This window comes from Aquibium oceanicum (genome assembly GCF_001889605.1).
Taxonomy (GTDB): domain Bacteria; phylum Pseudomonadota; class Alphaproteobacteria; order Rhizobiales; family Rhizobiaceae; genus Aquibium; species Aquibium oceanicum.
Map to the genome: position 1 here is coordinate 2,365,808 of NZ_CP018171.1, position 20,733 is coordinate 2,386,540.

18 protein-coding genes are annotated in these 20,733 nt (G+C 66.3%); 9 read left to right on the forward strand and 9 right to left on the reverse strand.

Features of this window, described 5'->3' with window-relative positions; genetic code table 11:
- The first annotated feature begins 19 nt into the window (after positions 1-19).
- Together gatB and BSQ44_RS11715 are read left to right on the forward strand one after the other, a co-directional pair.
- Positions 20-1,519 (forward strand): Asp-tRNA(Asn)/Glu-tRNA(Gln) amidotransferase subunit GatB, encoded by a 1,500-nt coding sequence (gatB, locus tag BSQ44_RS11710; RefSeq protein ID WP_072604269.1) that lies wholly within the window; start codon positions 20-22, stop codon positions 1,517-1,519.
- 2 nt (positions 1,520-1,521) lie between these two features.
- Positions 1,522-2,013: a GNAT family N-acetyltransferase gene (locus tag BSQ44_RS11715; RefSeq protein ID WP_072604271.1), complete on the forward strand. Its 492-nt coding sequence runs from the start codon at positions 1,522-1,524 to the stop codon at positions 2,011-2,013.
- On the opposite strand, the gene BSQ44_RS11720 is transcribed toward BSQ44_RS11715, so the two are convergent.
- Together BSQ44_RS11720 and BSQ44_RS11725 are read right to left on the reverse strand one after the other, a co-directional pair.
- On the reverse strand, positions 2,014-3,009 hold the full coding sequence (locus BSQ44_RS11720; RefSeq protein ID WP_210187936.1) for a DMT family transporter: 996 nt from the start codon (positions 3,007-3,009) through the stop codon (positions 2,014-2,016). It lies immediately after the preceding gene.
- A 28-nt stretch (positions 3,010-3,037) separates the two neighbouring features.
- A complete protein-coding gene (locus tag BSQ44_RS11725; RefSeq protein WP_072604276.1) occupies positions 3,038-3,463 on the reverse strand; it encodes a hypothetical protein in 426 nt (141 codons plus the stop codon).
- Positions 3,464-3,540: 77 nt separating this feature from the next.
- On the opposite strand from BSQ44_RS11725, the gene BSQ44_RS11730 reads away from it, so the two are divergent.
- The gene (locus tag BSQ44_RS11730; RefSeq protein WP_072604278.1) at positions 3,541-4,014 is read left to right on the forward strand and encodes a GNAT family N-acetyltransferase; all 474 of its coding nucleotides are present in this window, start codon (positions 3,541-3,543) and stop codon (positions 4,012-4,014) included.
- Positions 4,015-4,053: 39 nt separating this feature from the next.
- Here the strand turns inward: BSQ44_RS11730 and BSQ44_RS11735 are convergent, their stop codons facing one another.
- Complete coding sequence (locus BSQ44_RS11735; RefSeq protein WP_083534709.1) at positions 4,054-4,797, reverse strand: methyltransferase family protein; 744 nt, start codon at positions 4,795-4,797, stop codon at positions 4,054-4,056.
- A 202-nt stretch (positions 4,798-4,999) separates the two neighbouring features.
- Between BSQ44_RS11735 and BSQ44_RS11740 the strand changes: the two genes are divergently transcribed.
- Positions 5,000-5,398 carry an NADH:ubiquinone oxidoreductase subunit NDUFA12 gene (locus BSQ44_RS11740; RefSeq protein ID WP_072604283.1) on the forward strand — a complete coding sequence of 133 codons (399 nt, stop codon included), beginning with the start codon at positions 5,000-5,002 and terminating at the stop codon, positions 5,396-5,398.
- Between the two features lie 118 nt (positions 5,399-5,516).
- A complete protein-coding gene (locus BSQ44_RS11745) occupies positions 5,517-6,017 on the forward strand; it encodes a DUF2155 domain-containing protein (RefSeq protein ID WP_072604285.1) in 501 nt (166 codons plus the stop codon).
- Between the two features lie 4 nt (positions 6,018-6,021).
- Here the strand turns inward: BSQ44_RS11745 and aat are convergent, their stop codons facing one another.
- The 5 genes from aat to BSQ44_RS11770 form a co-directional block, all read right to left on the reverse strand.
- Positions 6,022-6,639, reverse strand: a complete 618-nt coding sequence (gene aat, locus BSQ44_RS11750; protein ID WP_072604287.1) for a leucyl/phenylalanyl-tRNA--protein transferase — start codon at positions 6,637-6,639, stop codon at positions 6,022-6,024.
- 14 nt (positions 6,640-6,653) lie between these two features.
- Positions 6,654-7,997 carry an acetyl-CoA carboxylase biotin carboxylase subunit gene (gene accC / locus BSQ44_RS11755; RefSeq protein ID WP_072604289.1) on the reverse strand — a complete coding sequence of 448 codons (1,344 nt, stop codon included), beginning with the start codon at positions 7,995-7,997 and terminating at the stop codon, positions 6,654-6,656.
- A gap of 7 nt (positions 7,998-8,004) precedes the next feature.
- Positions 8,005-8,472, reverse strand: a complete 468-nt coding sequence (gene accB / locus BSQ44_RS11760; protein ID WP_072608016.1) for an acetyl-CoA carboxylase biotin carboxyl carrier protein — start codon at positions 8,470-8,472, stop codon at positions 8,005-8,007.
- Between the two features lie 239 nt (positions 8,473-8,711).
- Positions 8,712-9,506 carry a DsbA family protein gene (locus BSQ44_RS11765; protein WP_072604291.1) on the reverse strand — a complete coding sequence of 265 codons (795 nt, stop codon included), beginning with the start codon at positions 9,504-9,506 and terminating at the stop codon, positions 8,712-8,714.
- 28 nt (positions 9,507-9,534) lie between these two features.
- Positions 9,535-10,938, reverse strand: coding sequence for a M48 family metalloprotease (locus BSQ44_RS11770; protein ID WP_083534710.1), 1,404 nt, complete (start codon positions 10,936-10,938; stop codon positions 9,535-9,537).
- 130 nt (positions 10,939-11,068) lie between these two features.
- On the opposite strand from BSQ44_RS11770, the gene BSQ44_RS11775 reads away from it, so the two are divergent.
- Together BSQ44_RS11775 and BSQ44_RS11780 are read left to right on the forward strand one after the other, a co-directional pair.
- Complete coding sequence (locus BSQ44_RS11775; RefSeq protein ID WP_072604295.1) at positions 11,069-12,223, forward strand: pyridoxal phosphate-dependent aminotransferase; 1,155 nt, start codon at positions 11,069-11,071, stop codon at positions 12,221-12,223.
- Between the two features lie 2 nt (positions 12,224-12,225).
- Entirely contained in the window at positions 12,226-13,155 is a 930-nt protein-coding gene (locus BSQ44_RS11780) for a glutaminase (RefSeq protein ID WP_072604297.1), read from the forward strand.
- 81 nt (positions 13,156-13,236) lie between these two features.
- Here BSQ44_RS11780 and BSQ44_RS11785 read toward each other — a convergent pair whose 3' ends face one another.
- The gene (locus tag BSQ44_RS11785; protein WP_072604299.1) at positions 13,237-16,221 is read right to left on the reverse strand and encodes an Rne/Rng family ribonuclease; all 2,985 of its coding nucleotides are present in this window, start codon (positions 16,219-16,221) and stop codon (positions 13,237-13,239) included.
- Positions 16,222-16,891: 670 nt separating this feature from the next.
- Between BSQ44_RS11785 and BSQ44_RS11790 the strand changes: the two genes are divergently transcribed.
- Both BSQ44_RS11790 and BSQ44_RS11795 read left to right on the forward strand, forming a co-directional pair.
- A complete protein-coding gene (locus BSQ44_RS11790) occupies positions 16,892-18,085 on the forward strand; it encodes an N-acetylmuramoyl-L-alanine amidase (protein WP_378216401.1) in 1,194 nt (397 codons plus the stop codon).
- 187 nt (positions 18,086-18,272) lie between these two features.
- Complete coding sequence (locus BSQ44_RS11795) at positions 18,273-20,723, forward strand: penicillin-binding protein 1A (protein ID WP_072604301.1); 2,451 nt, start codon at positions 18,273-18,275, stop codon at positions 20,721-20,723.
- Positions 20,724-20,733: the final 10 nt, after the last annotated feature.

The following is a 20,733-nucleotide window of genomic DNA, read 5'->3' on the forward strand; positions in this document are numbered from 1 at the left end:
TCGAGGTTTTCGAGCCGCAATGAGCATCATCGACACGCGCACGCCCGATCCGAAGCGGCTGATTTCCGGCGCGACGGGGGATTGGGAGATCATCGTCGGGCTGGAAGTGCACGCCCAGGTGACCTCGAATTCCAAGCTCTTTTCGGGCGCCTCGACCGGCTTCGGCGGCGCCCCCAACGCCAACGTCAGCCTGGTCGACGCGGCCATGCCCGGCATGCTGCCGGTGATCAACGAGGAGTGCGTGAAGCAGGCGATCCGTACCGGACTGGGGCTGAAGGCCGAAATCCATCTCCGGTCCGTGTTCGACCGCAAGAATTACTTCTATCCCGATCTGCCGCAGGGCTACCAGATTTCGCAGTACAAGCAGCCGATCGTCGGCGAGGGCAAGGTGGTGGTGTCGGTCGGTCCGGACCGGCAGGGCAATTTCGAGGATATCGAGGTCGGGATCGAGCGTCTCCATCTGGAACAGGACGCCGGAAAATCCCTGCACGACCAGCATCCGACCATGTCCTATGTCGACCTGAACCGCTCCGGCGTGGCGCTGATGGAGATCGTGTCGAAGCCCGACATCCGTTCCGCCGACGAGGCCAAGGCCTATGTGACCAAGCTGCGCACCATCATGCGCTATCTCGGCACCTGCGACGGCAACATGGACGAGGGCTCGCTGCGCGCCGACGTCAACGTCTCGGTGCGCAAGCCTGGCGGCGAGTTCGGCACGCGCTGCGAGATCAAGAACGTCAACTCGATCCGCTTCATCGGCCAGGCGATCGAATCGGAGGCGCGGCGCCAGATCGCGATCCTGGAGGATGGCGGCAAGATCGACCAGGAGACGCGGCTCTTCGACCCGGTGAAGGGCGAGACGCGCTCGATGCGCTCCAAGGAAGAGGCGCACGACTACCGCTATTTCCCCGATCCGGACCTTCTGCCGCTCGAGTTCGACCAGGCCTATGTCGACGCGCTCGCCGAAGGTCTGCCGGAGCTTCCCGACCAGAAGAAGCAGCGCTTCGTGAAGGAGATGGGGCTGTCGGCCTACGACGCCTCCGTGCTGGTCGCCGAGAAGGCGACGGCCGACTTCTTCGAGAAGGTGGCGGAGGGACGCGACGGCAAGATGGCCGCGAACTGGGTCATCAACGACCTCCTGGGCGCCTTGAACAAGTCCGGCAAGGACATTGAAGAGACTCCGGTTTCAGCCGCCCAGCTCGGCGCCATCATCGACCTGATCCGGGAAGGAACGATCTCCGGCAAGATCGCCAAGGACCTGTTCGAACTCGTATGGAACGAGGGCGGCGACCCGCGCGAACTGGTCGAGAGCCGCGGCATGAAGCAGGTGACCGACACCAGCGCGATCGAAAAGGCGGTGGACGAGGTCATCGCGGCGAACCCCGACAAGGTGGAGCAGGCGAAGGCGAAGCCGAGCATGGCCGGCTGGTTCGTCGGCCAGGTGATGAAGGCCACCGGCGGCAAGGCCAACCCCCAGGCGGTCAACGCGCTGGTGAAGGAAAAGCTCGGAGTCGAGTGAGCATGTTCGTCCGCACAGCCGGTGAGCTCGACCTGCCTGCGATCCGCGCCCTGCTGGTGGAAACCTGGCACGCGACCTACGATGCGATCTACGGCGCCGAGCGCGTGACCGCGATCAACGACGACTGGCACTCGCTCGCCTCGCTCCACGCACGCCTCGATCGGCTGGACGCGGAATTCATCGTCGCCGACGACGGCGCCGAGATCGCCGGCATGGCGTTCGCCAGTGCGCCCGAGGACGGCAAGACGGTGATGCTGCACCAGCTCTATGTGCGCCCGGGCCGGCAAGGCCGCGGCGTCGGCGGGATGCTGCTGGACGAGATCATCGACAGCTTTCCCGATGCCAGGACGGTCCGGCTCGAAGTGGAGGCGGCGAACGCCAAGGCGATCGGCTTCTACGCGGCTGAAGGCTTCGTCGAGGCGGGCAGCACGCAGAATTGCGGCAAGCAGGATTCGGGCATTCCGGCGCTGATCTTCGAGCGCAAGCTCGCCTGATCACCGCCCCCGGCGCAGTGCCGCCTTCCAGCGCAGCGGATTTCCAAGCGCCATCTCCCTAAAAAACACGAACAGACCCGCGCCGGCGATGAGCACGATGCCGACCCAGGCGATCGCGTCCGGCCAGTCACCCCAGATCGCGATGCTCCAGAAGATCGCGAGCGGCATGGCGACGTATTCGAACGGCGCGATGAGCCCCGCCTGCGAGATCCGGTAGGCCTGACTGACGAGATAGCCGCCGACGGAGCCGATGAGGCCGATGCCGGCGAGCAGCAGGAGGTCCGATGCCGGCGGCCAGATCCAGGCGCGCAGCAGGAATTCGAGGTTGGCGCTGCCGGTACCGCTGAAGCGGCCGTCGCCGAACATCAGGCCGATCATGCCCGAGAACAGGATGAAGACGAAGTTCAGGTAGAAGGAGAGCGTCGAGGCCTTCTCCGTCACGCCGATCTTGCGGGTGGTGATCTGGAGCAGGGCATAGAAGAAGGCCGCGAAGAGCGGCAGGAGAGCCGCGTACTGGAAGGCGGAGCCGCCCGGCCGGATGACGATGACGACGCCCGCCAGCCCGGCCAGCACGGCGATCCAGCGGCGAGGGCCGACGGTCTCGCCCAAGAGCAGCACGGACAGCGCGGTGATGAACAGCGGCGAGACGAAATAGATCGCCGTCGCCTCTCCGAGCGGCAGGGTCGCCAGCCCGGTGTAGAAGGCCATGTTGGCGGTGACCACGATGGCGCCGCGAAGCGCGTGGAAACGCAGGCGACGGCTCAGGAGGCTCCGGTACGACCCTTCGAGCGGCACGAAGACCGCCAGCGTGATGCAGATCGCGAACAGGCTGCGGAAGAAGGTGATCTCGTGCAGGGGATAATCGCCCGACAGCCATTTGATGGCGACGTCGTTGAGCGAGAAGGCCGTCGCCGCGCCCATCGCACACAGGATGCCGGCGAGGTTTGTCGTGAACTGGCTATCCGCGCGCGCAGCGGCTTGCCGAGGGCCGGTCACGCCGACGCTGCCGCGAGATATAGGCAGTTCATTGCACGTCCGTCTCTGCGCCCTGGGGATCCCATACGCGCACGGCCGTGCATTCGATCAGATGTTCGTTCAAGCCCGGGTCGCATTTGACCTCCGCCGCCTTCATCGCGGCTTCGCGCGTCTGCCAGCCGCAGCTGTATTCGTGCCAGTGCGGTCCCTCGCGGTGCTGCATGAAGACGTCGACGCTCCAGCCGGATGGGAAGCACCAGGCCACCCGCAGGCAGTCTCGCGCCTGCGCTCCGCTTTCCATGCATTTTGCGCGCGCACAGGCGAAACCCGCGTCGGGATTGCCGGCCGTGCAGACTCCGCTGGACATCTCCGGCGCCTCGACGAAGGCGATGCCGACCGGTCCCTGGCCCTGGGCGGACGCGCCGGAAGAGAGGGCCAGCATCGCCGTGGCGGCGAATGCGAAGCGCGATACCATCTCGAATTTCCTCTTTGCTGGAGCTAGAGCCGGGACGGCCCGGAGAACGGGGCGCACCATAGCCGGAGACAACAAAATTGAAACAGCCGTCAGTCGTTCCCGTGATCCGTGAGGCGCGCGAGGAGGACGTCCGCTCGCTGGCCGCGCTCTTCGCCGACGATTCCATAGGCGGCCATGGCGATACGGTCGAGGAATCGGCCTATCCCTCCTATCTCGAGGCATTCCGCAGCATCTCGGCCAGTCCCTGCGACACGCTGTTCGTCGCCGAACTCGACGGCGAAGTGGTCGGCACGTTCCAGACGACGCTGACCCGGATGATGACGGGGCAGGGGCGCCTGGTGATGACCGTCGAGGCGGTGCAGACCCGCGCCGACATCCGCGGGCGCGGCATCGGCGAAGCCATGATGCGGGCGGCGATTCGCATGGCGCGCGACGCGGGCGCGGGCCAGGTGCAGCTTTCCTCGAACATGCAGCGCGAAGCCGCGCACCGCTTCTACGAGCGGCTGGGCTTCGCACGCAGCCACTACGCCTTCAAGATGAAGCTCGGCTAGGAAGCGGCTCGGGTCCCGTCCGTAGTCCGATGCCGCGTTCTAACGGCCGGCGACGTCGAGGAGGCGCGTGCGCTTCTTCAGGGTGCGCAGGAACAGGTAGAGCATCGCCCCGCCCGCCAGCGTGACCGTCCAGGTCGGGTCGACGCTTTCAGGATGCTCCGTCAGGTACTCGTGCAACTGGTCGACGAGGAAGAACGCGGCTACGATCGCGAAGAAGCCGGAATATTCTCGGCGCAGGACGTTGCGGACCGAGAACTGCAGGACCGGCGCGCGCCAGTCCTTGAGGCGCGGCAGGAAGACGGGCGTCTGCTTGGCCCAGGCAAGGTAGACCTCGCCGAACTTCGCCACCAGGAAGGCTTCCTCCGCCGCGATGATGCGCTCCAGATAGAGCCACAGGAACAGGCCCATGATGACGACCACGAAGACGTCCTGCGTGAAGGCGGCGATCGCCATGTAGATGACGGCGTTGCCGAGATAGAGCGGGTTGCGCGTCAGCGAATAGAGACCGGTGGTGTTGAGCGTTTCGGCGAGCTGGCCGCGCGTGTTGCGACCGGAGGTGCCGGCCGGCACATAGCCGACGGTGACAGCCCTGATCGCAAGCCCGGCGAAGGCGAGCGCGATGCAGGCGGCCTCGTAGAGGGAGTCGACCAGGGACCCGAATTCGGCCTCGACCGCTTCCGGCCGGGTGAGGGCGACGAGGAACAGCGGAGCGAGCCCGAGAAGCAGGTAGCTTCGCCACCGGAACAGCCAGTTTCCCTGCCGTGCCATGAGATCGGAAACCATGCGCATATCCTCCGAAAATGCCGCACTGGAACAGATCATCGTCAATAGCGGCGCCATTGGGGCGCCTCGTTGATGCGCGTCAAGCATGACGCCGGTTTTCCGCGCAAGGAGAATGCGACGCCTGCGGAACCCTGCGCGACGCGCCCCTTGCGTTCGCGGTCGCCCGACGCCATAAGGCCACCATGCCTTCGCGAGGTATCCGATGAAGAAGTTTCTCCTGCAGCTGTTCACCTGGTGGCACGGCCAGACCCTCGGCACGCGTTTCCACACGTGGCGGAACGGAACCTTCGTCGGCAAGGACGACGAGGGCAACATGTACTACGAGGGCGGCACGGACTCCGAAGGCCGCGCGCGCCGCTGGGTGATCTACAACGGTGTGTCGGAGGCGACCCGGATCCCGCCGGGCTGGTATGGCTGGATGCATCACCGCGTCGACACGCCACCGCCGGCGGAGGACTACAAGCCGCGCGAGTGGCAGAAGCCGCACGAGCCGAATCACACCGGCACCTGGAAGGCCTATCGTCCGAAGGGCTCGGTGCTGCGCCCCGGCGACCGGCCGCACGTGACCGGAGATTACGACGCCTGGACGCCGGGCGGCTGACGCTCGCCGCCAAGACGGTTTACTTGTCGCCACAATCCTTGGTTAACCGGATGTTGATCGGGCGCGGCCATCATGGCGGCGCTCGCAGATGTCGCGCAGAGGATACGGTCGGAAGCTCATGACACAGACGGCATTCTCGTCCCTGTTGCGCTCGCTCGGCTGTGTCGCCGTCGTGTCGGTCCTGACGGGGGTCGCTCCGGCGCAGTCGATCACCATCCAGGAGAATTTCCCCGCATCGAGCGAGAGCGAGACGGCGGCAGAGCCCGCGCCGCCCGCGCGGATCACCAATCCGGTGGCGGAGTTCACCGGGATCGACAAGATCACCGGGCGCATCATCAATTTCGACGTCTATGTCGACGAGACGGTCCAGTTCGGCGCCCTCCAGGTGACGCCGCGGGTGTGCTATTCCAGCCCCGACACGGCGGAATCGAAGACCGATTCCTTCGTCGAGGTCGACGAGATCACGCTCGACCGCAAGATACGGCGGATCTTCTCGGGCTGGATGTTCGCCGAAAGCCCCGGCCTCAACGCCGTTGAGCACGCCGTCTACGACGTCTGGCTGAAGGACTGCAAGCAGGAGTCCGAAGTGCCGGCGCCGGAGGCCGCGAGCGCGGACTGACGGCTTAGGGGCTGAACGTCGCCTCGCCCTCGATCGCCGCCGCCAGCATCCGTTCGTAGCGCCGCCGCGGCACGTCGACGGCGCCGAAGCGCTTCAGGTGCTCGGTCGTGAACTGCGTGTCGAGCAGGATGAAGCCGCGTTCGCGCAGGCGTTCGACCAGCGCCACGAGGCAGACCTTGGAGGCGTCGGGTTCGCGCGAGAACATGCTTTCCCCGAAGAAGGTGCGCCCCAGCGTCACGCCGTAGAGGCCGCCGACGAGCCGTTCGCCAACCCGCGCCTCGACCGTGTGGCAGTGCCCCCGTTCGAAGAGTTGCGCGTAGGCCTCGCGGATCGGTGCGTTGATCCAGGTGCTGGGGCGGCCCTGACGCGCCTCGGCGCAACCTTCGATCACTCCGTCGAAATCGCGGTCGAAATCGATGGCGAAAAGACCCTTGCGGATGGTCTTGCGCAAGCTGTTCGGCACGTGGAAATCGTCGAGCGGGATGATGCCGCGTATTTCGGGCCGGACCCAGAAGACCTCCGGATCGTCGGCACTCTCGGCCATCGGGAAGACGCCCGTCGAGTAGGCCTTGAGCAACAGGTCCGGCGGAATTCGGTAGCCGGGTGCGAAGGGGCGTTCCATCGCGGAACCTTCGGTCAGTCCTTGGCCGCCAGGTACTTCTCGAGCCAATGGATGTCGTAGTCGCCGTTCGCGATGTCGCGGTTGCCGACGAGGTCCCTGAACAGCGGCAGGGTGGTCTTGATGCCGTCGACCACGAACTCGTCCAGCGCGCGCCGCAGGCGCATCATGCATTCGACGCGGTTGCGTCCGTGCACGATCAGCTTGCCGATCAGGCTGTCGTAGTAGGGCGGGATCCGGTAGCCCGAGTAGACCCCCGAATCGACGCGGATGCCGAGGCCACCCGGCGTGTGGAAATGGCTGATCGTGCCGGGCGAGGGCGTGAAGGTGCGCGGGTCCTCGGCGTTGATGCGGCACTCGATGGCGTGGCCCTGGAAGCGGATGTCGTCCTGCTTCACCGAGAGCCCACCGCCGGACGCGACGCGGATCTGCTCGTGCACGAGATCGATGCCGGTGATCGCCTCAGTCACCGGATGCTCGACCTGCAGGCGCGTGTTCATTTCGATGAAATAGAACTCGCCGTTCTCGTAGAGGAATTCGATGGTACCCGCGCCCGAATAGCCGAGGTCGGCGATGGCATTGGCGCAGATGCCGCCGATGCGCGCGCGTTCCTCCGCGTTGAGGGCAGGGGAATTGGCCTCTTCCCAGACCTTCTGGTGGCGGCGCTGCAGCGAGCAGTCGCGTTCGCCGAGGTGGATACCGGCGCCGCGCCCGTCGCCCATGACCTGGACCTCGATGTGGCGGGGCTTCTCGAGGTACTTCTCGATGTAGACCGCGTCGTCGCCGAAGGCGGCACCCGCTTCCGAGCGCGCCGTGGCGAGTGCGACCACGAGATCGTCCTCGGTGTGCGCGACCTTCATGCCGCGCCCGCCGCCGCCGGCAGAGGCCTTGATGATGACGGGATAGCCGATCTCGGCGGCGATGCGCCTGGCGTCCTTCTCTTCGGTCACGGCGCCATCGGACCCCGGGACGACCGGGATGCCGAGCCGCTTGGCCGTGCGCTTGGCCTCGATCTTGTCGCCCATGACCCGGATGTGGTCGCCGGAGGGACCGATGAAGGTGATGTTGTGGGCCGCCAGGATGTCGGCGAAGCGGGCGTTCTCAGACAGGAAGCCGTAGCCCGGATGGATGGCGTCCGCGCCGGTGATCTCGCAGGCGGCGACGATCTGGTGGATGTTGAGGTAGCTGTCGCGCGAAGGCGGCGGTCCGATGCACACGCTCTCGTCGGCTAGCCGCACATGCATGGCGTCGGCATCGGCGGTCGAATGCACGGCCACCGTCTGGATGCCGAGCTCCTTGGCCGCGCGCAGTACCCTGAGAGCGATTTCCCCGCGATTGGCGATGAGGATCTTCTGGAACATGCGACCCCTACTCGATCACGACGAGCGGTTCGCCATACTCGACCGGCTGGGTGTCCTCGAAGAGGATCTGCGTCACGGTGCCCGCGCGCGGCGACGGAATCTGGTTCATCGTCTTCATCGCCTCGATGATGAGCAGCGTCTGGCCCTCGCGCACCTTCTGGCCGATCTCGACGAAGGGAGGAGAGCCGGGCGAGGGGGCGGCGTAGGCGGTGCCGACCATGGGCGAGGGGACGATCTTGTCGGAGGGCGGAGCAGGCGTGGTCGCGGCGGGGGCGACCTGTGACGCGCCGGAGGGACGCTCCTGGTACTGCGGCGCCGGTGCATTGGCGAACGCGTGAATGGGAGCGTTCTGGCGCGAGACCCGAACGCGCAGATCGCCTTGCTCGACCTCGATTTCCGAGAGGTTCGTCTCGTTCAGGATGCCTGCGAGATCTCTGATGAGCTGCTGGTCCACGACGGGGTTCTTTGTCGCCATCGAACGTTCGTTCCTTCCAAACTTGTCGCGCCGCGCCCGCGAGGCCACCGACGGTCTTCCCCCGGACGCGGTGGGAACCGCCCACGTGGCACGCCGGTCGCGAGGCTCGCTGGAGCCGTGCGCGACCGCTATGACGCGGCGGGACCCTCTATAGTAGCCATAGGACTCAAGCGAAAGAGCGCAAGTGCCCATCTTGCGCTCTACACAGCCTTCGAGGGGTGAACGCCGCGGCAGGCGCCTCAGCAGGTCGCCTCGCCGCACTGTTCGAGATTGGCGACCTTCTCTTCCAGCACCTGCCGGCCGAGCGCGCCGTAGATGACTTCCTCGCCCACCACGTAGGAAGGAGTGCCGGAGATGCCGAGCTGGTTCGCGAGTTCGTAGGTCTTGCCGAAGGTCTCGTTGATGGCCGGGTCTTCCATGGCCTCGCGCATCGCCGCCTCGTCGGCGCCTAGCGACAAAGCGATCTTCATCGCGCTGTCTTCGTCCGCCTTGGCGGCGCCGCCCAGCAGTTCCGCATGGAACTCGCCGTACTTTTCCGGCATCAGCTTGTGAAAGGCCATCGAGACCACGTGCGCCTGCATCGAATCAGGCCCGAGGATGGGGAATTCCTTGAGCACGAAGCGCACGTCCGGATTGGCCTCGGTCATGGCCAGCATGTCGCCCATCGCCCGTTTGCAGTAGCCGCAATTGTAGTCGAAGAACTCGACCAGCGTGTATTTGGCCTCTGGATTCCCGTAGATGCCGTCGTGCTCGGACGAGAAGATGTGCTCGTTGGCGGCCCGGATCGTCTCCAGCTGCGCGACGCGCTGCTCTTCCTTCTGCTTGGCTTCGAGTGCCGCCTGCGCTTCGAGCAGCACTTCCGGATTGGTGAGGAGGTAGTCGCGGATGATCGCTTCGATCGCCGCGCGGTCCATGGAGGCGGGCGCGACCGTTTCCTGCGCCAGGACGGGTTGCGGACCAGCCGCGAAGCCGGAGATGGCAATCGCCGCCGCGACGGCGACCCCCGCGACGCTGAAACCGAGAAACTTCCTCATGGTCACCCTTTCCGGCCGGAGCCGCCCGTCATTTGCGCGGCGGCTTCATGTTGATGATGTCCTGGGCGCGGACCCAACCCGGGGCGCCCGTCTTGAATTTCTGCTGCGCGCGCGCGGCGAAGATGCGCGCTTCCTTGTAGGAAGCGGAATAGAAGTGAGCTTCCGCGGTCGCCAGTTCGGCTTCGCCGACGTCTCCCAGGCGGCCATAGGCCTGTGCCAGGTGGAAGTAGGCGTCGGGATTGTCGCCGTCCGGGCGCAGGGCTTCCCTGATTTCCTTCACCGCCTGCCGGATGGCTTTCTCGTCGCCGGTGGCGATCAGCGCCTTGCCGCGCTGGATCTGGATGAGATCGGGCTTGCCCGGCGCGAGCGACAGCGCCGCCGAATAGGCTTTCGCGGCCTCCGATGGCTTGTTGGCGCGCATCAGGATCTCGCCGCGTATCTCGTGGAAATACGGGTTCTTCGGGTAGTCCTTCAGCAGCGCGTCCACCTTTGCCAGGGCATTCGCCGGGCTGCCGCGCAGATGCGTGTTGACGACGTCGGCATACCGCGCCGGCAGGCCGACCGGATCGTAGCGGAACAGCCGCGCCGTGGCGTTCGGTCCTTCGGTGTAGGCGGCGATCTTGGCGCGCATCAGGTCGTGGCGCGCCTGCAGCGAGGCGGCGTCCTTGTTGCCGAAGTACGGGCTCTCGCGGGCGACGACTTCGAGATTGGCGATGCGCTCGCGCGGCATCGGGTGGCTGACCTGATACGGGTCGATCCGCGCGCCCGAAAGCGCGAGCGCGCTGGCGAAGCGGCTGAAGGTCTTCAGCATGCCCTCCGCCGACTGGCCCGTCTTGCGCAGATACTCGAGCGCCGAGCGGTCGGCGGCCAGTTCCTCGGTCCGCTGGTAGCCGAGCAGGCTCCGCCGCGCGATTTCCGCTCCGCCCATGGCGATACCGGCACCCGACTGCGCGATGCCGCCACTGTTGGCGAGCGCCCCGCCGACGGTCGCGCCGAGGCCTAGCAGCGTCGCCACGACCGCCATGGTCTGGGCCCGGGCCAGCTGGTCGCGCAGCCGCTCCTGATGTCCGCCCGCCAGATGACCGGCCTCGTGGGCGATCACGCCGATGATCTCGCTAGGAGTCTCTGCGGTCAGCAGAGCACCGGTGTTGATGAACATGCGGCGGCCGGCAACGAAGGCGTTGAAGCTCGGGTCGTTCACGAGCACGATGTCGACGCCGGCCTTCTGCAAGCCGGCCGCCGCGAAGATCGGCTTGGCATAGTCGCGCAGCAAGGTCTCGATCTCCGCATCGCGCACGATCGGCAGCGATCGCTGCTGGGCCTGCGCCGCGACCGGCGCGCCCGCCACCAGTTGCAGAACCGCCAGCGATGTGGCTACTCCGCGCAAGGAACGGCCGGCGAACCGCGAGATCGATTTCAGGAGCAGAGACATTGCGCAACTCGTAGACGAGCTTGTCGGGCGGTGGAAGGCATGGCTGCCTTTTTCATGGTTTTGTGATCCGCACGGCAATCCGGCAATTCTACGGCGCCGGTGCGAGTCGGCACGCCAGGGACAGGAATGGATGAAAGCGACGATATCAAGACGCAGCGACATCGAGCCGTTCCACGCGATGGACGTGCTGGCGGAGGCCAACCGGCTGAAGTCCGCCGGCATACCCGTGATCTCGATGGCCGTCGGCCAGCCTTCCGATCCCGCGCCGCGGCCTGTGCGCGAGGCCGCCGCGCAGGCCGCGCGCGAGGGCAGGATCGGCTACACCGATGCGTCCGGGCTGATGTCGCTGCGGCAGGCGATCGCGCGGCACTATCTCGATCACTACGGTGTCGAGGTTCCCGCTGACCGGATCGTCGCGACGACCGGCTCGTCCGCGGCGTTCAACCTGGCATTCCTCGCCATGTTCGACGCGGGCGACCGCGTCGCCATCACCGCGCCCGGCTATCCGGCCTACCGCAACATCCTGAAGGTACTCGGAATCGAGGCGGTCGAGATCGATCTCGCTGGCGACGGCTACCTGACGGCGAGGCATCTGGAGGAGGCGCATCGGTCGTGGCCGTTCAAGGGGCTCCTCTTCGCCAGCCCCGCCAACCCGACCGGCTCGGTCATCCCGCGTGACGAGATCGTCCGCATCCTGCGGACGGCCGAAGACCTCGGCGTCTCCGTCATTTCGGACGAAATCTACCATCGGCTCGCCTACGAGCAGCCCGATACGACGGCGCTGGCGATCGACCCGGACACCGTGGTGATCAACTCCTTCTCGAAATACTACTGCATGACCGGGTGGCGGATCGGCTGGATGGTCCTGCCTAAAGAGCTGCTGCGGCCGGTCGAACGGATCCAGCAGAGCCTCTACATCTCGGCGCCGGAGCTGTCGCAGTACGCGGCCATCCGCGCCTTCGAGGGGACCGGCGAACTCGAGGCGGTTAAGGCGCGCTACGCACAGAGCCGAAAGATGCTGCTCGAACGCCTCCCGAAGCTCGGCTTCGGCATCGCGGCTCCGCCGGACGGCGCCTTCTACGCCTATTGCGACGTGTCGCGGCACACCAACGACAGCATGGACTTCGCCCGCCGCATGATCGCCGAGGCGCATGTCGCGGCGACGCCGGGCCATGACTTCGACCCCGTGAACGGCCACCGGACCATGCGCTTCTCCTATGCCGGCTCGCCCGCCGACATGGTGGAAGCCATGGACCGGCTGGAACGCTGGCTGGGGCGGGCCTGACCATGGCGGAGATCGAAACGGCGCTGGCGCAGGTCGCCGCCGAAATGGCGGAGGCCAGGGATCGCGGCTCGGTCGCGACCTATATCCCGCAACTCGGCAAGGTCGATCCGCAGCGATTCGGCATTGCGGTTGCCATGAACGACGGGCGCGTGTTCGCTGAGGGCGACGCCGACGAGCCCTTCTCGATCCAGAGCGTCTCGAAGGTCTTCACCCTGACGCTTGCACTGGGGAAGATCGGCGATTCGCTGTGGCAGCGCGTCGGCCGCGAACCGTCGGGCAACCCGTTCAACTCGATCGTGCAGCTCGAGCACGAGCACGGGATACCGCGCAACCCGTTCGTCAACGCGGGCGCGATCGTCGTCACCGACGTGCTTCTGGCGGGCCATCAGCCGCGCGAGGCGATCGGCGAGATCCTGCGCTTCGTGCAGTTCCTGTGCGACGACGACAGCGTTTACATCGACCGGTCGGTCGCGGCCTCGGAGCAGGCGACCGGCTTTCGCAACTACGCGCTCGCCAACTACATGCGCTCCTTCGGCAATCTCACCCATGCGCCGGAGATGGCGCTCGGGGTCTACTTCCACCACTGCGCCTTCGCCATGACCTGCCGTCAGCTCGCGCTGGCGGGCCGCTACCTCGCCAATGGCGGGCGTCATTCCGGAACCGGCCACACGGTGATCTCGACGGAACGCGCACGGCGCATCAATGCCCTGATGCTGACCTGCGGCCACTATGACGGATCGGGCGAGTTCGCATTCCGCGTCGGCATTCCCGGCAAGAGCGGGGTCGGCGGCGGCATTCTCGCGGTGGTGCCCGGCGTCGCCTCCATCGCGGTCTGGTCGCCGGGGCTGAACGCCAACGGCAACTCCAAGCTCGGCTCGCTGGCGCTGGAGAGGCTGGCGAAGGTCATGAACTGGTCGGTCTTCGCGCCCTGAAAAGGGGAGTATCGATCGCCGAAACGGAAAGGGGCGCCGGATGTGATCCGGCGCCCCATGTCATTTCCGCAGGAGAAGCTTTCAGAAGAAGCTCTTGCGCTGCCACCAGCCGGCCTTGCGCGGCTTGGCCTCTTCGCCGGCGGGCTGCTCGCCCGGGACGGTGGAGGTGACGACCGGCTCGCTTGCCGTGGCGCTGCCGGGCTTGCGCCGGGTCGGGCGGGCGGCCTCGGTTTCCTCGGCGGTCGCAGCGGCCTCTGCAGGCTCGGCCTCTTCCACCGGCTTTGCCTGCTCGACTTCCTGGACCGGCGCGGCGGGTTCGGCTGCCGTGGATGCTTCAGCCGCCGTCTCGGCCGCCCCGAATGTCGGAGGGACCTCCTCGCTGGCAGCAGGCGCTTCCGCGACCGCCTCGGCCGCCGCCTTCTTCGTGCTCTTGCGGGGCTTGCGCTTCGGCTTGGCCGGAGCCTCTTCCGCTGGCGCTTCGGCCGCGCCTTCGGCGGCAGTCTCGGTCGCCACCTCGGCCGGAGCGTCTGACGACGGCTCGGCCACCGGCGGGGTCACGGGGTGGTCCTCGGTGACGGCCGCCGCTTCGGCTTCGCCGGTGGTCTCGTCGCCGGCCTCGGCGGTCTCGCCGTCCTCGCGCCGGTTCTTGCGACCGCCGCGCTTGCCGCGCCGCCGCTTCCTGGGCTCGTCATCGTCGGTGCCTGACGTGACGGTCTCGCCGGAGTTACCGGTGTCAGCTTCCGCAATTGCCTCGGCGTCGGCACCGCCCGCGCCGGACGTCTCCTCGCCGTCGTCCGACGACGCCCCGGCCGTCTGACCGTTATCGTCCGTGTGGTCGCGATCGCGCCCGCCACGGCGCCGCCGGCGCCTGCGGCGCTTGCGGCCCTGTCCTTCCTCGCCATCGTCGCGACGCGGCTGCGGCGAACGGGCTTCGGTCTCGGCGACCTCTTCCTGCTCCTCCTCTGCCTCCGGTTCGACATCGATGACGTCGTCCTCTTCGACCGCGGCGAAGGATGGAAGCACGGGGATGATCACCGGCTTCTCGACCGCTGCGCCACGCGTGATGGCGTAGTGCTGCGTGCCGATGCTCTCGTCGGCCTCGATGGTGATGGTCAACCCGAAACGCTGCTCCAGATCGACGATGTTGCTGCGCTTGTGGTTGAGGACGTATAGCGCGGTCGCCACCGGCGTACGCACGGTGATGTGGCTGCGGTTGTCCTTGAGCAGGTACTCCTCGATCGCCCGCACGACGTGCAGCGCGACCGACGAATCGGAGCGCACGTGGCCGGTGCCGCCGCAATGCGAGCAGGGCTTCATCGTCGATTCGAGCACGCTGGCGCGGATGCGCTGGCGCGACATCTCCAGAAGCCCGAAATGCGAGATGCGGCCCACCTGGATGCGGGCGCGATCCTGCTTGAGGTGATCCTTCAGGCGCTTCTCGACGGAGCGGTTGTTGCGCTTCTCCTCCATGTCGATGAAGTCGATGACGATCAGGCCAGCGAGGTCGCGCAGCCTGAGCTGCCGCGCCACTTCCTCGGCCGCCTCCAGGTTGGTCTGGAGGGCGGTGTCCTCGATGGAGTGCTCCTTGGTGGAGCGTCCCGAGTTGACGTCGATCGAGACCAGGGCCTCGGTCTGGTTGATGATGATGTAGCCGCCCGACTTCAGCGTCACCTGCGGCTGCAGCATCCGGTCCAGCTGTGCCTCGATGCCGTTGCGGGCGAAGATCGGCACGACGTCGCGGTAGGGCTGGACCACCTTGGCATGGCTGGGCATCAGCATGCGCATGAAGTCCTTGGCCTCGCGGTAGCCGTCCTCTCCCGCGACGAGGATTTCGTCGATGTCCTTGTTGTAGAGGTCGCGCACCGAGCGCTTGATCAGGCTTCCTTCCTCGTAGACGAGGCAGGGCGCGGTCGACTGCAGCGTGAGCGTGCGGACGTTCTCCCACATGCGCATCAGGTATTCGTAGTCGCGCTTGATCTCAGCCTTGGTACGGTTGGCACCGGCGGTGCGCAGGATGACGCCCATGCCCTGCGGCACCTCGAGTTCCTTGACGACATCCTTCAGGCGCTTGCGATCCGGCGCGCTGGTGATCTTGCGCGAAATGCCGCCGCCGCGCGCCGTGTTCGGCATCAGGACGGAATAGCGCCCCGCGAGCGACAGGTAGGTGGTGAGAGCCGCGCCCTTGTTGCCGCGCTCCTCCTTGACGACCTGGACGAGCAGGATCTGGCGGCGCTTGATGACCTCCTGGATCTTGTACTGCTTGCGGTACGCCTTGCGCCGGTTCGGCAGTTCCTCCAGCGCGTCCTCGGCGCCGACCGATTCGACCTCGTCGCGCTCGTCGCCGTTGCCGTTCTCGTCGTGATCGCCATTGCCCGGTGCATCGCCGCCGCGCCTGCGGCCACGCGAGCGGACCGGCTCTTCGGAGGCCTCGTCGTCGGAAAGCGATTCCGAGACGACGTCGGCAGAGACGGCGGCAGCCATGGTCCCGCCGCCACGCGGCGAATCGTCATCGTCGCCGTCGTCATCGTCGTTCGGGTGCTGGTCGAAGGGGGGTTGGTCGTCTTCCTGCGGTTCCTCGGCGGATGCGGTCTCTTCCGACCCGCTCTCGGCGGCGGACGTGTCGCCCGAGGAATCCTCCCAGTTGTCCGTCGACGCCTCGTCGGCGTCGGAGCCCGACGCCTCCTTGCGGTTGCGGCCGCGACTGCGACCGCCACGGCGGCGCTTCGACTTGCCGCGCTCGGAGCGCTCCTCCTCGTCGTCCTCGTCGTCCTCCTCGGCCGCTTCGGCTTCCGCGCGCAGCAGGGCCTGACGATCGGCGAAGGGGATCTGGTAGTAGTCGGGATGGATTTCGCTGAAGGCGAGGAAACCGTGGCGGTTGCCGCCATACTCGACGAACGCCGCCTGAAGCGACGGTTCGACCCGCGTGACGCGGGCGAGGTAGATGTTTCCCTTGAGCTGTTTCTTGTCTTGCGATTCGAAGTCGAATTCTTCGATGCGGTTACCGCGTGTTACGACAACGCGCGTCTCCTCCCGGTGGGAGGCGTCTATAAGCATTTTGTTGGGCATTATCCAATGTCTCCCCGGCAGCCGCTGCCGGGGGCCGTGGCGTTGGAGCGCCGCGCCGCGGGACAGTCGAAGTCGTGCCGGACAATCTGTCGTCCACCGTCACGCGCGAGAGCAGCGCCGGAACGCATCCTACCGCAGCCGAAGCGGCGCGGGTGTCGCGGGATGCAGTTCTTGAAGCGCCAAAAGCCATCGCGTTTCCAGGCGGAACCATTACAACCTAGGCCCGGGCGAGCCGGACCAGCTCTTTGCTCATACAGAGCCGGCGCGGAAAACGCTTCCGGCCGTTTTCATCACTCAAGGCATCCGGTTGACCGCGAACGCCTTGACGAAAACCTCGGGGACCACTACGCGCCCAGGATCGAGCCGTTGCTGGATTGCGCGGATCGCCTCCGGTAGGGAAATGGGAGGCAGCGGGGCGAGCCCGAGCGTTGAAGTAATCCGACGACGCTTTTATGATTTGACAGCGTCGAAGGCAACCCCCGATTCCGATGCCGGCAAAGCCGACGGAGCGTCGTGTGGAGCCTGCAAGGCTTGGTTAACCGCGTGCGGATACGATCCGTTAACGTATGATTCTCCGGGGGCTCCGGAAACCATGCAATGTATGGGCGAGGTCGATTTGAAAGGTCTGCTGAGAACCTTCCGATTCGCTGCGCGATCGAAAACCGCGGTCGTGCTGGCCACCGTGCTGACGCTGTTCGCCATTGGTGCCCCTCCGGCTCCGATCCACGCCGAGGAGGCGATGATGGCGCGCGGCTACCGCATGGCGGGCGATGCGTCGCGGGCGCGGGTGGTGATGGAGTTCGACAAGGAGCCGCAGCTGAAGTGGTTCCTGCTCCGCGCGCCGCACCGGCTCGTGATCGACCTGCCGGAAACGCTGTTCGCGTTCGACGCGGAGGCGCTCGAACCGCGCGGACTGATCGGCGGCGTCCGCTACGGAAATCTCGGCAACGGCAGTTCCCGGATGATCCTGAGCACCACCGGCCCCTTCACGGTCGAGAAGCTGTCGATGCTCGAGAACGAGAATTCGCCCGGCTATCGCCTGGTGGTCGACATGGTGGCCGACTCGGAAGCTGCCTTCGAGCAGGCGCTCGCCGATCAGGCCGAGACGACCGGCTCGACCGTGAACGAGGACAAGAAGGACCGTCTGGGAGATTCGCCGGAGCGGCCGGATCGTCCGTTCACCGTGGTGATCGACCCCGGCCATGGCGGGATAGACGGCGGAGCCAAGGCGGTCGACGGGACCGCCGAGAAGGAAATCACGCTCACCTTCTCCAAGGTCCTCCAGGAGCAACTCGAGCAGAGCGGCCGCTACAACGTGTTCCTGACGCGGGACGACGACACGTTCCTGCGGCTCGACGAGAGGGTGGGGATCGCCCGGCAGCACGAGGCGGACCTGTTCATCTCGATCCACGCCGACACGATCAACATCAGGAACATAAGCGGCGCGACCGTCTACACGATCTCCGAGAAGGCGTCCGACAGCCTCGCCAAGGCGGCGGCCGAGCGCGAGAACCTTGCCGACTCCGTGGCGGGGATCGAGATCGCGGAGGAAAACCAGCAGGTCGCCGACATCCTGTTCGACCTGGTGAGGCGCGAGACGCATGGATTTTCGGTGAGCTTCGCACGCTCGCTGGTCGGCGAACTGTCGGACACGATCGAACTCATCAACAATCCGCAGCGCTCGGCCGGTTTCCGCGTCCTGCGCGCGCCCGACGTGCCTTCCGTGCTCGTGGAGCTCGGCTATCTCTCCAACCCCAAGGACGTCGCCAAGCTGGAAGACCCGGAATGGCGCGCGAAGGCGGCCGGGAGCATCGGCGCGGCGATCGCGATCTTCGCCGACGCCAAGATGGGGGCGGGCGGTTGACGGCCGCGGACGGATACGGTTGGAGAGCCGGCCGGGTATCGGTTTTCGCGGCGGCCGCCAATCGCGGTTGCCGCATTTTCTTCACAACGAGCGCGCAAAGAGCGGTTCGAGGTGTCGGTCTGCAATGCACTCCATCGGGGGCGTCGGTTACGGCGCGGGAATGCAGGGCGTCCGGATTGGAGCGGGTATGATTCGACTCATTGGATATTTTTTCGGCGTGGCGATCATGCTCGGCCTGCTCGTGGCTGCCGGCGTCGGCATCTACATCAGCCAACTGACGGACGATCTGCCCGACTACGAAGTGCTCGCCAAGTACGAACCGCCGGTGACCACGCGCGTCCATGCCGCCGACGGGGCGCTCATGGGCGAGTTCGCGCGCGAGCGGCGTCTCTACCTGCCGATCCAGGCCGTTCCGGACCGGGTGAAGGCGGCGTTCCTGTCGGCCGAGGACAAGAACTTCTACACCCATCCCGGCATCGACGTGACCGGCCTCACGCGCGCCGTCCTCACCAACGTCCAGAACATGGGCTCCGGCCGTCGTCCCGTCGGCGCATCGACGATCACGCAGCAGGTCGCGAAGAACTTCCTCCTGACGTCGAAGCAGACCTACGACCGCAAGATCCGGGAGATGATCCTGGCCTTCCGCATCGAGCAGGCCTACTCCAAGGACCGCATCTTCGAACTCTACCTCAACGAGATCTTCTTCGGCCTCGGTTCCTACGGAATCGCGGGCGCGGCGCTCGCCTATTACGACAAGTCGGTCAACGAGTTGACGGTCGGCGAGGCGGCCTATCTGGCCTCGTTGCCCAAGGGTCCGTCGAACTATCATCCCTTCCGCCACACGGAGCGCGCGATCGAGCGCCGCGACTGGGTGATCGACCAGATGGTGGCCAATGGTTATGTCGATGCCGCGGAAGGCGCGAAGGCCAAGGCGGAGGGCCTGAACGTCAAGCCCCGCAGCCGCGGCAATTATCTCTTCGCCGGCGAGTACTTCACCGAGGAGGTGCGCCGCGAGATCATGGATCGCTATGGCGAGGACGCACTCTACGAGGGCGGGCTCTCGGTGCGTACGACGCTCGATCCGAAGCTCCAGGTCATCGCCCGCAAGGCGCTCCAGCATGGCCTCATCCGCTACGACACGCTGCGCGGCTATCGCGGCCCGGTGACCCAGATCGACATCTCCGGCGACTGGGGTGTGCCGCTCGCCGAAGTGCCGGCGCTGAGCGACGTGCCGGAGTGGAAACTCGGCGTCGTGCTCGACGCGGGCGCGGACGGGCTGACGCTCGGATTGCAGCCGGGGCGTGAGGTCTCCGGCGAGGTCGTCGCCGAGCGCGAGGAGATTTCCATTTCGACCGAGGACATGAAGTGGGCGATGAGCCACATCGTCGACGGCAAGCGCCTGAAGGCGAACACGCCGGCCGACGTGCTGCAGCCCGGCGACGTCGCGTACGTGGAAAAGAAGCCGGAAGGCGACGGCTGGACGCTGCGGCAGGTGCCGCAGGTCGGCGGCGGACTCGTGGCCATGGATCCTCACACCGGCCGCGTGCTGGCCATGGTGGGCGGCTTTTCGTTCTCGCAGTCGGAATTCAACCGCGCGACGCAGGCCTACCGGCAGCCCGGTTCGTCTTTCAAGCCGTTCGTCTATGCTGCGGCACTCGATAACGGCTACACGCCGGCATCGGTGGTGCTCGACGCGCCGATCACCATCACCATCGGCAACGAGGTGTGGTCGCCCAAGAACTACGGCGGCAAGTCCGCCGGTCCCTCGACCCTTCGGGCCGGCATCGAGCGCTCGCGCAACCTGATGACGGTGCGTCTGGCCAACGACATGGGCATGCCGCTGGTCGCCGAGTACGCCGAGCGTTTCGGCGTCTACGACAAGATGCCGCCGCACATCGCCATGTCGCTCGGCTCGGGCGAGACGACGGTCATGCGCATGGTGTCGGCCTATTCGGTGTTCGCCAACGGCGGCAAGTCGATCAAGCCGTCGCTCATCGACCGTATTCAGGACCGCTACGGCAAGACCGTCTACAAGCACGACGAGCGCGGCTGCGATGGCTGCAATTCGACCGCCTGGAACGGCCAGCCGGAGCCTGAACTGATCGACAATTCCGAGCAGGTACTCGATCCCATGACCGCCTATCAGATGACCTCGATGATGGAAGGCGTCGTGCAGCGGGGCACCGCGACGACGGTTGCGGAACTCGGCCGCCCGATCGCCGGCAAGACCGGAACGACCAACGAGGAGAAGGACGCCTGGTTCGTCGGCTACACGCCCGACATCGTGGTCGGCGTCTACATGGGCTACGACCAGCCCAAGCCGATGGGCAAGGGCTCGACCGGCGGCGGCCTCGCGGCGCCGATCTTCAAGGAGTTCATGGCCGAGGCGCTGAAGGACATGCGGCCGGTGGAATTCCAGGTCCCGGAAGGCATGAAGCTGATCGCCATCAACCGCCAGACCGGCATGCAGGCGGCCGAAGGCCAGCCCGGCGTGATCATGGAAGCCTTCAAGCCCGGCACCGGGCCGGCCGACAGCTACTCCATCATCGGCGGCGACTTCGGCACCTCGCAAAGCGGGGCCGCGATCTCACCATCGGCCAGCCGCGCGATCCAGACCGGCGGCGGCGGGCTTTATTGATCTTCGCCGA

Coding starts and splice junctions, on each gene's coding strand:
- BSQ44_RS11775 (WP_072604295.1), top strand. CDS start 11,069: ATGAAAGCGACGATATCAAGACGCAGCGACATCGAGCCGTTCCACGCG.
- BSQ44_RS11765 (WP_072604291.1), bottom strand. CDS start 9,506: ATGAGGAAGTTTCTCGGTTTCAGCGTCGCGGGGGTCGCCGTCGCGGCG.
- aat (WP_072604287.1), bottom strand. CDS start 6,639: ATGGAACGCCCCTTCGCACCCGGCTACCGAATTCCGCCGGACCTGTTG.
- BSQ44_RS11745 (WP_072604285.1), top strand. CDS start 5,517: ATGACACAGACGGCATTCTCGTCCCTGTTGCGCTCGCTCGGCTGTGTC.
- BSQ44_RS11740 (WP_072604283.1), top strand. CDS start 5,000: ATGAAGAAGTTTCTCCTGCAGCTGTTCACCTGGTGGCACGGCCAGACC.
- BSQ44_RS11795 (WP_072604301.1), top strand. CDS start 18,273: ATGATTCGACTCATTGGATATTTTTTCGGCGTGGCGATCATGCTCGGC.
- BSQ44_RS11725 (WP_072604276.1), bottom strand. CDS start 3,463: ATGGTATCGCGCTTCGCATTCGCCGCCACGGCGATGCTGGCCCTCTCT.
- accC (WP_072604289.1), bottom strand. CDS start 7,997: ATGTTCCAGAAGATCCTCATCGCCAATCGCGGGGAAATCGCTCTCAGG.
- BSQ44_RS11715 (WP_072604271.1), top strand. CDS start 1,522: ATGTTCGTCCGCACAGCCGGTGAGCTCGACCTGCCTGCGATCCGCGCC.
- BSQ44_RS11735 (WP_083534709.1), bottom strand. CDS start 4,797: ATGGTTTCCGATCTCATGGCACGGCAGGGAAACTGGCTGTTCCGGTGG.
- BSQ44_RS11770 (WP_083534710.1), bottom strand. CDS start 10,938: ATGTCTCTGCTCCTGAAATCGATCTCGCGGTTCGCCGGCCGTTCCTTG.
- accB (WP_072608016.1), bottom strand. CDS start 8,472: ATGGCGACAAAGAACCCCGTCGTGGACCAGCAGCTCATCAGAGATCTC.
- gatB (WP_072604269.1), top strand. CDS start 20: ATGAGCATCATCGACACGCGCACGCCCGATCCGAAGCGGCTGATTTCC.
- BSQ44_RS11780 (WP_072604297.1), top strand. CDS start 12,226: ATGGCGGAGATCGAAACGGCGCTGGCGCAGGTCGCCGCCGAAATGGCG.
- BSQ44_RS11785 (WP_072604299.1), bottom strand. CDS start 16,221: ATGCCCAACAAAATGCTTATAGACGCCTCCCACCGGGAGGAGACGCGC.